General features: G+C 65.4%; 12 protein-coding genes and 1 other RNA gene. 6 read left to right on the forward strand and 7 right to left on the reverse strand.

The genetic code is table 11. The features are described from left to right. The 4 genes from nadE to pip form a co-directional block, all read left to right on the forward strand. Positions 1-658, forward strand: a 658-nt coding sequence (gene nadE, locus A2J02_RS18895; RefSeq protein ID WP_068052161.1) for an NAD(+) synthase, incomplete at its 5' end; no start/stop codon positions are given. Positions 659-776: 118 nt separating this feature from the next. After that, the gene (gene panB, locus A2J02_RS18900) at positions 777-1,628 is read left to right on the forward strand and encodes a 3-methyl-2-oxobutanoate hydroxymethyltransferase (RefSeq protein WP_068052164.1); all 852 of its coding nucleotides are present in this window, start codon (positions 777-779) and stop codon (positions 1,626-1,628) included. A gap of 42 nt (positions 1,629-1,670) precedes the next feature. Continuing rightward, positions 1,671-2,117 carry a hypothetical protein gene (locus A2J02_RS18905; protein ID WP_176460269.1) on the forward strand — a complete coding sequence of 149 codons (447 nt, stop codon included), beginning with the start codon at positions 1,671-1,673 and terminating at the stop codon, positions 2,115-2,117. 1 nt (position 2,118) lies between these two features. Next, on the forward strand, positions 2,119-3,075 hold the full coding sequence (gene pip / locus A2J02_RS18910) for a prolyl aminopeptidase (protein ID WP_068052170.1): 957 nt from the start codon (positions 2,119-2,121) through the stop codon (positions 3,073-3,075). Here the strand turns inward: pip and A2J02_RS18915 are convergent. The 3 genes from A2J02_RS18915 to rnpB form a co-directional block, all read right to left on the reverse strand. Beyond that, positions 3,065-4,495, reverse strand: coding sequence for an RNB domain-containing ribonuclease (locus tag A2J02_RS18915; protein WP_068052171.1), 1,431 nt, complete (start codon positions 4,493-4,495; stop codon positions 3,065-3,067). The genes pip and A2J02_RS18915 overlap by 11 nt on opposite strands. Positions 4,496-4,497: 2 nt before the next feature. Further along, positions 4,498-4,680: a hypothetical protein gene (locus tag A2J02_RS18920; protein ID WP_045194843.1), complete on the reverse strand. Its 183-nt coding sequence runs from the start codon at positions 4,678-4,680 to the stop codon at positions 4,498-4,500. A gap of 60 nt (positions 4,681-4,740) precedes the next feature. After that, positions 4,741-5,182, reverse strand: an RNA gene (gene rnpB / locus A2J02_RS18925) — RNase P RNA component class A. Positions 5,183-5,245: 63 nt separating this feature from the next. Between rnpB and A2J02_RS18930 the strand changes: the two genes are divergently transcribed. Together A2J02_RS18930 and A2J02_RS18935 are read left to right on the forward strand one after the other, a co-directional pair. Continuing rightward, a complete protein-coding gene (locus tag A2J02_RS18930) occupies positions 5,246-5,770 on the forward strand; it encodes a DUF1697 domain-containing protein (protein ID WP_068052172.1) in 525 nt (174 codons plus the stop codon). After that, the gene (locus tag A2J02_RS18935; RefSeq protein ID WP_068052173.1) at positions 5,767-7,017 is read left to right on the forward strand and encodes an SLC13 family permease; all 1,251 of its coding nucleotides are present in this window, start codon (positions 5,767-5,769) and stop codon (positions 7,015-7,017) included. The genes A2J02_RS18930 and A2J02_RS18935 overlap by 4 nt, the downstream gene beginning before the upstream one ends. 91 nt (positions 7,018-7,108) lie before the next feature. Here the strand turns inward: A2J02_RS18935 and A2J02_RS28360 are convergent, their stop codons facing one another. From A2J02_RS28360 to A2J02_RS18955, 4 genes are all read right to left on the reverse strand, one after another. Continuing rightward, the gene (locus tag A2J02_RS28360; protein ID WP_068052175.1) at positions 7,109-7,711 is read right to left on the reverse strand and encodes a hypothetical protein; all 603 of its coding nucleotides are present in this window, start codon (positions 7,709-7,711) and stop codon (positions 7,109-7,111) included. 33 nt (positions 7,712-7,744) lie between these two features. After that, on the reverse strand, positions 7,745-8,854 hold the full coding sequence (locus A2J02_RS18945; RefSeq protein ID WP_068052178.1) for a bifunctional RNase H/acid phosphatase: 1,110 nt from the start codon (positions 8,852-8,854) through the stop codon (positions 7,745-7,747). Between the two features lie 5 nt (positions 8,855-8,859). Further along, positions 8,860-9,597 carry a zinc ribbon domain-containing protein gene (locus A2J02_RS18950; RefSeq protein ID WP_032394446.1) on the reverse strand — a complete coding sequence of 246 codons (738 nt, stop codon included), beginning with the start codon at positions 9,595-9,597 and terminating at the stop codon, positions 8,860-8,862. A gap of 125 nt (positions 9,598-9,722) precedes the next feature. Continuing rightward, on the reverse strand, positions 9,723-9,995 hold a 273-nt coding region (locus A2J02_RS18955; protein ID WP_197478068.1), incomplete at its 5' end, for a Nif3-like dinuclear metal center hexameric protein.

Genomic DNA, 9,995 nt, shown 5'->3' on the forward strand with positions numbered 1-9,995 from the left:
CGCAGAGGATTTCGCGTCGCGCACCGGTATCCATTTCCGCGTCGAGCCCATTGCGAACATGGTGGCCTGCTACGTCGACCAGCTGCATCTGACCGGCTTGGCCGAGGAGAACATTCAGGCCCGCTGCCGGGGCATGGTGTTGATGGCACTGTCGAACAGCTTCGGCCATCTGGTGCTGGCCACCGGTAACAAATCCGAGCTTGCCGTGGGCTATTCGACGATCTACGGGGATGCCGTCGGCGGCTTCGCTCCGATCAAGGACGTGCCGAAGTCGCTCGTGTGGGATCTGGCGCGGTGGCGAAACAAGTCCGCTGCCGACCGTGGTGACATCCCGCCGATACCCGAGTCGAGCATCGACAAGCCGCCGTCCGCCGAGCTCCGGCCGGGCCAGCTCGATACCGACTCGTTGCCCGACTACGACGAACTGGACGCCATCGTGTTTCGCTACGTCGACCACGACCAAGGGTTCGCGGACATCGTGGCGGCCGGGTTCGACGCGGCGTTGGTCGCGGACATTCTGCGCAAGGTCGATGCGTCGGAATACAAGCGGCGCCAGTACCCGATCGGCACCAAAGTCACCTCTCGTGCCTTCGGTCGCGATCGCCGCATGCCGATCACCAACGGCTGGCGGGACCACGCGACGGTCGACGAGGTGTGACGAACTGCACTGCCGGTAGCTGCCCGGCAGTTCGCGGGCAGTGGCAGACTTGCCCACGTCATCACACCCCATCCCGGGGACCCGCCGAGCGGGCCTCGAGGACCAGAAAGGGACAAAGATGTCCGAAACTGCTGTGTACGGCGGATCTGCCCAGGAAGCACCCTCCACCGCGTTGACCCGCAAGACCCGCACCCACCACCTTCTGCAGATGAAGGCCGACGGTGAGCGCTGGGGAATGCTCACCGCATACGACTACTCCAGCGCCCGCATCTTCGAGGAAGCCGGCGTACCTGTTCTCCTCGTCGGCGATTCGGCGGCAAACGTCGTCTACGGCTACGACACCACCGTGCCGATCACCGTGGACGAGCTTCTTCCGTTGGTTCGCGGAGTGGTCCGCGGCGCACCGCACGCCCTCGTCGTGGCAGATCTGCCCTTCGGCACGTACGAGGCTTCGCCGCAGCAGGCCCTCGAGACCGCAGTTCGGTTCATGAAGGAAGGGCTCGCAGGCGCAGTCAAGCTCGAAGGCGGCGAGCGCGTGGCCGCCCAGATCGCTGCGATCACCGCCGCGGGCATCCCGGTGATGGCCCACGTCGGCTTCACCCCGCAGAGCGTCAACACCCTCGGCGGTTTCCGCGTCCAGGGTCGCGGAGATGCGTCCGAGCAGCTCGTGGCCGACGCCATCGCAGTCCAGGAGGCGGGAGCATTCGCCGTCGTCATGGAGATGGTTCCCGCCGACATCGCCGGCCAGGTGACCCGCAAGCTGACCATTCCGACGGTCGGTATCGGCGCGGGCAACGAATGCGACGCGCAGGTACTGGTGTGGCAGGACATGGCCGGATACACCAATGGCAAGACCGCGAAGTTCGTGAAGAAGTTCGCCGACGTCGGCGATTCACTGCGGACCGCGGCAACGACGTACATGTCCGAGGTGCGATCGGGAGTCTTCCCCGGGCCCGAACACAGCTACTGATCGTTCTCGCCTCGCCGGAGTTCGGGTGGCACACTCGGGGCCATGACAATCAGACGGGGTACGACGTCCATTGCAGGAAGAAGCGCAGTCGCATTGGCAGGCGCGGCTGCGCTTCTCGTCGTAGCGACTGCATGCAGCACCGACACCACCAACACCGGTTCGTCGTCCACCACGACGGTCGCACCGACCCCGACGGTCACCGCACCGCCTGCGGGCGCAGCGATCACCGACGCGCAGAAGCAGCAGCTGTGCACCGATCTCGAAGCGCAGCTGTCCAATTGGCGCGTCCAAGGGCCCACCCTTGGTCGCGGCGGGCTCAACATTCTCGTGCAGACCTGGGCGGCGCAGAGCGGCGTCATCAATCTTCAGGTGGTGCAGGACCGAGCGATCATCGATGACATCACGACGGAAACTTGTTCGGACGTACGAGACGAGGCCATCCGATCGCTCGACATTCCGGACCTCGCGTCCGGTCTGGTGGGCTTCTGAGATGCGGACCCTCTACCCCGAAATCGATCCGGCGGAGACCGGCCACCTCGATGTCGGCGACGGCCAACAGATCTACTGGGAGGTCTCCGGCAATCCCGACGGTGCGCCGGTAGTGTTCGTGCACGGCGGTCCGGGCGGTGCCACCAATCCGTTGCAGCGCAGGTATTGCGACCCGCAGGCCTATCGAATCGTGTTGTTCGATCAGCGCGGCTGCGGGCAGTCGACCCCGCACATTGCCGACGGTGCCGATCTGTCGGTCAACACCACCGACCGGTTGATCTCGGACATGGAGAAGCTCCGCGAGCACCTGGGTATCGACACGTGGTTGGTGTTCGGCGGTTCGTGGGGCTCGACGCTGTCCCTGGCGTATGCGCAGTCGCACCGTGATCGTGTGCGTGGGCTCGTACTACGGGGAATCTTTCTGGTGCGGCCGTCGGAGATCGACTGGTACTACGGCGGCGGGGCAGGCCACATCTTCCCCGACCTGTGGGAGAAATTTCTCGAACCCATTCCGGAGGACGAGCGCGACGGCAGTCTCGTCGAGGCGTATCACCGGCAGCTGATGTCCGAGGACCACGAAGCCGCGACGCGAGCTGCGGTGGCATGGTCCACCTGGGAGGCAGCGACGAGTTACCTGCTGCCCAAACCGGATGCAGTGCAGTCCAATTCGAATGCACGGTTCGCACTGGCGTTCGCTGGTATCGAGAACCACTACTTCCGGAACAACTGCTTTCTCGAAGAGAATCAACTGCTGCGCGACGCCCACCTGCTCGACGGCATTCCCGGTGTCATCGTGCAGGGCCGCTACGACGTCGTGTGCCCGGCAACGAGCGCGTGGGCACTGCACAAGGCCTGGCCCTCAGCAGATCTGGTGATCGTCGACGATGCCGGTCATTCTGCGGCCGAGCCCGGCATCGTGCATCACCTCGTGGAGGCGACGGATCGTTTCAGGCCGTGACCGCCGAGTAGTCGAATCGTACTGCGCGCGAGTCGGTGTCGGCCCGGGTCAACCGGACCTTCACCGACTCCCCCGCGGGCGGTTCCCCGTCGCACTTGCCGAGGACGATCGGTTCGGACACCAACACCTCGGCATCCCGCTTGCCCTCGGCACCGCGCAGTACGACCGCTGAGAATTGCTCGCCCACTCGGTCTTTGAGTACGTGCGCTTCGGTGAGGTCGATGCAGGCGCGGTCCACTTTCGATGCCGCGGAATCCGATCCGCGCATGATTGCAGGCAGCTCCGGCAATGCCTGCGCGGCCCAGTCCGGTATCGGCGTTCCGGCGACGACCGCCAGGCAGACCTCGGTGGCGAAGCGATCGGACAGCCGCCGCAGTGGTGCCGTCACGTGGGCGTACGGGGCACCGATTCCAGAATGTTCCACCGATTCGTCGCTGTCGGCAGGGTTGGTGGTGCGATCGAATGCGCGATAGTCCGCACCACGCAGCAAACCGGTCGCCTGGGTCATCATCGCCAGTGTCGACGGCTCACCGGTAGGCAAACCGGCCAGCACTGCGCCGGCCGACGCCCCTGCCGGCCAATCGATTCCGAGCGCGGTTGCGGTCTTCTTCAACGTCTCCACGGCCTCGGCGGGCGCGGGTGGGAGTGTACGGACGAGGCCGATGCCGGCGTCGAGCATGATTCTGGCGGCGCACATCCCCGTCAAGAGCGACACCTCGGCGTTCCACCCGTCCACTGCCGTGCGGGGCTGCAGATCGATGCGCCACCCTTTTCCGTGCGGCGTCACTTCCTGCTCGGGCAGTGTGATGTCGATTGCCCCGCGTCGTCTGGCTGCGGCCGCGCGCTGTGCCCCGAATTCCGGCAGTGCCGCGATGGAGGGGTGCGGTGTGCCTGCGTCGACGTCGGCCTGCACCGCGGCGTAGTCGAGCCGTGCAACAGAGCGCACCAGGGCGCGGGTGACGGTCCACGCGGCCGCCTCGCCGACGTCGTCGAGTTCGATGGTCCACAGCGCGGCGCAGCGAGTCTGCCCCTCCAGCAGGCTGCCCGAACCTTCCGACAGCTCTCGTGGATGCAACGGCACGGATCCGTCGGGGAGGTAGAACGTCTGGCCGCGCCGACGGGTTTCGGTGTCGAGAGCTCCACCGGGCGTCACCAGTGCGCCCACGTCGGCGATCGCGTAGTGCACCACCAAGCCGTTCGACGTCTTCTCGATGTGTACGGCTTGGTCGAGGTCCTTCGAGCCGGGTGGGTCGATGGTGACGAACGGGATGTCGGTGCGGTCGATTCTGCTGTCGGCGTGCAGGTCTCGGGCTTCGATGGCCTCGCGCATCACGTCGGCGTCGAACGCTTCGGTCAGTGCGAACTCGGATCTGATGGTCTCGAAGTCGAAGCCCGGGGCCCTCAGCCGGGTGAGCAGCACCGTCAGTTGTTCCAGTCGTCGTCGGAATCTGCGGCCTTGTTGCGCGCCGCGGCGATCTTCAGCGCCTGCTCCGCGGTGGCCTTGTCCGGATACGGGCCCATGCGGTCGAGGGCGTTGGTCTGCTTGCCCTGTACGACCTGCTTGGTGCTGATGTCGTAGTACCAGGAGGTGTCGTCGTCGGTCATGACTTCCAGTGTGCCCCATGGAGCGACGCCGCAGGCGAACTGCGGGAGAAATGGTGAGTGCGAACGAGTCGGCCTGTAAGCCGGATCCTGTCTGCCGTTCCTGCTCTCGCAGGTCCGACGTCGACGACCATCCATCTGGGCACACCGTTGCCGGGTACCTCGAGCAGTCCACCCGCAGGCTCGGGCGAGCAGCCCTCGAGCACCTGCGCAGCTGCACCCCTTGCGCGATGCAGCCTTCGACCTTGCTCCGGGCGGGGTTTACCTAGCCATCCCAGTCACCTGGGATGCTGGTGCGCTCTTACCGCACCGTTTCACCCTGACCTGCAGTTCGACTCCGAAGAACCGATCCGCAGGCGGTCTGTTTTCTGTGGCACTGTCCCGCGAGTCACCTCGGGTTGCCGTTAACAACCGCCCTGCTCTGTGGAGTCCGGACTTTCCTCGGCCCGAAGCGCGACGACACTCGTTCGCCGGTCCTCCGAGCCGCAGCCGTCCGGCCAACTCGTTCGCGGTTGCACACTCTACTCGGCGAGCCGCGCCAGCCGGGAACCGAACTACAGTTCCTCCCATGAATGAGTGGGTCGTGTTGCTCCGCGGCATCAACGTCGGTGGCATCAACATCAAGATGGCCGATCTCCGTGAGGCCCTGACATCGGCCGGCTTCACCGATGTCCGCACCGTTCTGGCGACCGGCAATGTTCTGCTGGGCTCCTCGCTGCGCGTCGACGCCGTCAAGGCACAGGCGGAGAGCACGCTCGCCCAGGCGTTCGGCTATCAGGCCTGGGTTGTCGTGCTGAACGTGCCGACGCTTCGAGCGATAGTGGAGTCCTACCCGTTCGACGCCGAACGGGAAGGCTGGCATTCTTATGTGGTGTTCGGTAGCGATGACAGCCATTTGACCGAATTGTCCGCTCTTGCAGAAGAACTCGACCCTGAACTCGAAAGGATTGCCGAGGGGAACAGCGTGCTCTATTGGGAGGTGCGCAAGGGCAACACCACCGACAGCACGTTCGGCAAAGCCACCGCCAAAGCGAAGTACAAGGCCACGACCACCACCCGAAACGTGCGCACACTGGTGAAGATTCTCGCGTGACCGTTCTTGCCGCGGCACTGGTGGCCGCCGTTCTCGTCTTCGCCATCGTGCGCCCGCGCGGTCTCCCGGAGATCGTTGCCGCACTTCCAGCCGCGGCGGTCGTTCTGCTCGTCGGCCTCGTCAGCCTCGACGCCGCACGCGAGCAAGTACTCGAACTCGCTCCGACCGTGGTCTTTCTGGCGTTCATCCTGATCCTGGCGCACCTCTCGGACGCCCTCGGAGTGTTCACGTGGATAGCCGCGAAGCTCCGCCGAGGATCCAAGGGCAGTCCCCGCCGGTTGCTCACCCTTGTGTTCGCTGCAGCGGCATCGACCACCGCGGTACTGAGCCTCGACGCCACCGTGGTTCTGCTGACGCCGGCCATCATCGGCGCTGCGCGAATTCTGGGGATGTCGCCGCGTCCGCACAGTTACGCCACTGCACACCTGTCCAATTCGGCGTCGACGCTGCTGCCGGTGTCGAACCTGACCAACCTTCTCGCCTTCGCCGCGACCGGACTCACCTTCCTGCATTTCACCGCTCTGATGGCACTGCCGTGGATTTTCGCGGTGGCCATCGAGTTGGCGGTGTTCCTGATCTTCTTCCGCAAGGATCTGAGCCGCACCGCCGCACCGCCGGAGAAGTCGACTCAGCAGAGCGCCGAGGACGTCCCCGCACCGCGAACCACGCTGGCCATCCTCGGCACAACACTCATCGGCTTCGCGGTGGCAGGCCTGTTCGACGTCGAACCGTTCTGGGTGGCCGCGATGGGATCGGTGGCATTGGCCGTCCCCGCACTCCGGGGCCGGCACACCAGTGCTCGCGCCATTCTGCGCGGTGCCGATCTACCGTTTTGCGGCTTCGTCTTTCTGCTCGGCATCGTCGTTCTCGGCGTCACCACCGGCCCGATCGGCGACTGGCTGACGCGAATTCTGCCGTCGGACACCACCTTCGCATCGCTGCTGGCAGCCGCAGCCATTGCGGCGGTGGCGTCGAACATCGTCAACAACCTGCCCGCGACGCTGCTGCTGCTGGCCGCGTTCGGTGCTGATGCTCCCCCGGCGTTGCTGTTGGCCATGGTGATAGGCGTGAACCTCGGACCCAACCTGACCTACGTCGGGTCGCTGGCAATCATGCTGTGGCGACGCGTCGCTTCGGCCAACGACGAGCCGGCAGATCTGCGGACATTCACGGTATTGGGCGTCATCACGACACCGTTGACCATTGTCGGCGCCGTGGCCGGTCTGTGGCTTGCGTTGCAGATCTGACCCATGCCATGCAGCTCGTGCATCGAACATGCGAGTCCCGACAGCTGTCGGATAAGGCCGTCGGCCAACCTGCTCGACAATCGGCGCGGAGTCAGGGCAAGCGTCGTGCGCGGAGTGTCGAGACCGCCAGCACCACACAGAACACCGTGGCACCGATCACCGCTCCCATCACCGGCAACAGCTGCCCCGCATGCACGGTGTCGAACAACGGCGGACCGCCGTAGATGCCCAGACGCGCAGCGCCGGTCGGCCCGAGGTCGTCGAAATAGGGGTTCGCGACCATCCTGACGCGGATTTCGGGAGGTTGGCTCCGTGCCCACCATGCTGCCCCCGCGCCGACGATGCTTCCCGCCACGAGTGGGGCCGCCCCAAGCGTCAGCCGACCGGTCTTTCGGCCGAGACGGAACCATCCGATAGCGACCGACACGACGGTGCCGATCACAAGAGCGGCAACCGGAAGGACCCACGTAACCGGCCACCACGGCGGACCCGACACGTATTGCACGTAGTCGTACACGCGGAAGTATTCGGTGTCACCCGAAGCCACAGGCGGTGGTGAATCCGCATCGATCCACGTCCGCGTCACCCCGTACCGCCACCCGAACGCGACTGCCAGACCACCAGCGGCGGATGCGAACGATGCCAATACAATCCAGCGCGCCGCCGCAGGCTCGCGAATTCTGTTCTCGGACATACGAACCGCGCCCTCCATCGACGCTCCGAAAGATCAGGCCAGCCGAGTCAAGTGCGAGGTGTCGTTCACCAATCGCACCGATGCCCCGCCGTCGGGGTAGAACTCGGCGATGCTCAGCGACGCGAGATCCAGATGCAGTCGGTACAGCAACGACGGGCCGACGTCGAGTGCGAGTTGCAGCAGCATCTTGATCGGTGTCACGTGTGTGACCACCAGAAGGGTCTTCCCGGCGTACTCGGTGAGCAACTGGTCGCGGGTTGCTTCGATGCGCATGCGCACCGCGTCGAAGCTCTCCCCGTTCGGTGGTGCGACGGAGGTGTCGCCGCGCCACGCCTTGTGCGCGTCGGGGTGACGTTCCATGGCCTCGGTGAACGTGAGGCCTTCCCAGTCGCCGAAGTCGGTCTCGATGAGACCGTCGACGGTGGTGACGGGCAATCCCAAGCGGTCGGCTGTCGCCGAGGCGGTCTGTTGCGCGCGCCCCAGTGGCGAGGCAACGATGGCGTCGATATCGGTGCGCGACCCCAGAACCGTTGCGGCAGAATCGGCTTGACGTCGACCCAATTCGGTCAGATCGGGGTTGCCGCGACCGGAGTAGCGCCGGTCCACCGACATGGGGGTCTGGCCGTGACGCAGCAACAGCAGGCGAGTCGGCTCCCCCATGGCACCGGTCCAGCCGGGCGACTCGGCCTTCTTCGCCACCGGCTCGGCATCGGGCAATTCCGATAGGTCCGCACCCTCGGCCGCGGCGTCCATAGCCTCGTTCGCCAATGCGTCGGCGTGCGAGTTCTGCGAACGCGGAATCCACTCGTAGGTCACGGAATCGAAGTGGCGGGCCAGGTCGGCCGCTTTTCGCTGAAGCGGAATCATGTCCGGGTGCTTCACTTTCCAGCGCCCGGACATCTGTTCGACGACGAGTTTGGAGTCCATGCGGACCGCGACCTCACGGGCCCCGACATCACGAGCCGCGCTCAGTGCTGCAATCAGTCCGTTGTACTCGGCGACGTTGTTCGTGGCCACGCCGAGCGATGCCCGACGCTCGGCCAGAACCTGCGAGCGATCGGCACTGAACACCACTGCGCCGTACCCGGCCGGGCCGGGGTTGCCACGCGATCCACCGTCGGCCTCGGCGACGACCCTCGACACCTGACTCAAATCCCGGATTCCTTGGTGCGCACCAGGATTGCATTGCACTCCGAGCAACGAATGAGAGCATCCGCGGGCTTGTTGGCGATGCTTGCGATCTCGTTGCGATCGAGTTCGATGCGACACGCTCCGCAACGGCGAGCCTGCAGCAGTGCCGCACCGCGGCCGGTGAGCGCTCGCTGCTTCTCGTAGAGCGCAAGCAGATCCGCGGGCAATCCCGAGGCCAACGATTCGCGGCGCTCGGCGCTGCGCTTCTCAGCGACGTCGAGGTCTGCGACGGCGTCGTCGCGGCGACGGCCGGCATCGACAAGTTCGTCTTCGATCTGCGTCAGCTGCGCACCGGCATGCTCGTAGTCCCGCTCACTGGCCTCGCGCTGCTCCATGACCTCGAGCAGCTCCTCCTCGAGGATGCCCTGGCGACGCTCGAGGCTGCCGAGTTCGTGCTGCAGTTCGGTCATCTGCTTCGGGGCGATGGTGCCGCTCTCGAGCATCTTCTTGTCGCGAGCCTCGCGTTGCCGGACCGCGTCGACCTCGCCTTCGAGTTTGCGGATGTCCCGATCGAGGTCGTCCATCGAGATCTGCACCGTCACCGCGGCGTCCTTGCGGGTGGTGCGCTCGGTCTCGAGCTTGTCCACCTCCTGCTGCTCGGGGAGGCTCTTGCGGCGGTGGGCGATCTGCGAGAGTTCGGTATCCACACCGGCCAATTCGAGCAGCGAGGCCTGGACTTTGGGATCGACGTTCACGCTTGATGACTCCTGCGACTATGGAAGTTGATAAGAGATCACCCTACCGGCTGCTCGAAAGCAAGAAAGCCGGATAGAGGCCATCAGGGTCGTTTCTGCAGGCTCCACTCCTGCCCGACCGCAAGTCAGATGGTCCACGGGTCGGTACGGACCTCGGTCACGCGGCTGCTCCAGCCGTCCGTATCGCCGAACGCGGCGTCGACGATGCCTCGTGCCTGTTCACACCACGGGAACTCCGACGCCCAGTGCGCGGTGTCGATCACCGCAGGCCCACCCGCCCGCAGATGCTCGTCGACCGGGTGGTGGCGCAGATCCGAGGTGACGTACACATCGGCATCGGTACTCGCCACCGCGGAAAGGAACGAGTCACCCGCTCCCCCGCACATCGCAACCACCGA

Origin of the sequence: Rhodococcus sp. EPR-147 (assembly GCF_001647185.1) — a bacterium.
In the GTDB taxonomy this organism is placed as follows: domain Bacteria; phylum Actinomycetota; class Actinomycetes; order Mycobacteriales; family Mycobacteriaceae; genus Rhodococcoides.

Bases quoted from the DNA above. Each gene is read 5' to 3' on its own strand.
- panB (WP_068052164.1), top strand. From the start codon at position 777: ATGTCCGAAACTGCTGTGTACGGCGGATCTGCCCAGGAAGCACCCTCC.
- A2J02_RS18905 (WP_176460269.1), top strand. From the start codon at position 1,671: ATGACAATCAGACGGGGTACGACGTCCATTGCAGGAAGAAGCGCAGTC.
- pip (WP_068052170.1), top strand. From the start codon at position 2,119: ATGCGGACCCTCTACCCCGAAATCGATCCGGCGGAGACCGGCCACCTC.
- A2J02_RS18920 (WP_045194843.1), bottom strand. From the start codon at position 4,680: ATGACCGACGACGACACCTCCTGGTACTACGACATCAGCACCAAGCAG.
- A2J02_RS18930 (WP_068052172.1), top strand. From the start codon at position 5,246: ATGAATGAGTGGGTCGTGTTGCTCCGCGGCATCAACGTCGGTGGCATC.
- A2J02_RS28360 (WP_068052175.1), bottom strand. From the start codon at position 7,711: ATGTCCGAGAACAGAATTCGCGAGCCTGCGGCGGCGCGCTGGATTGTA.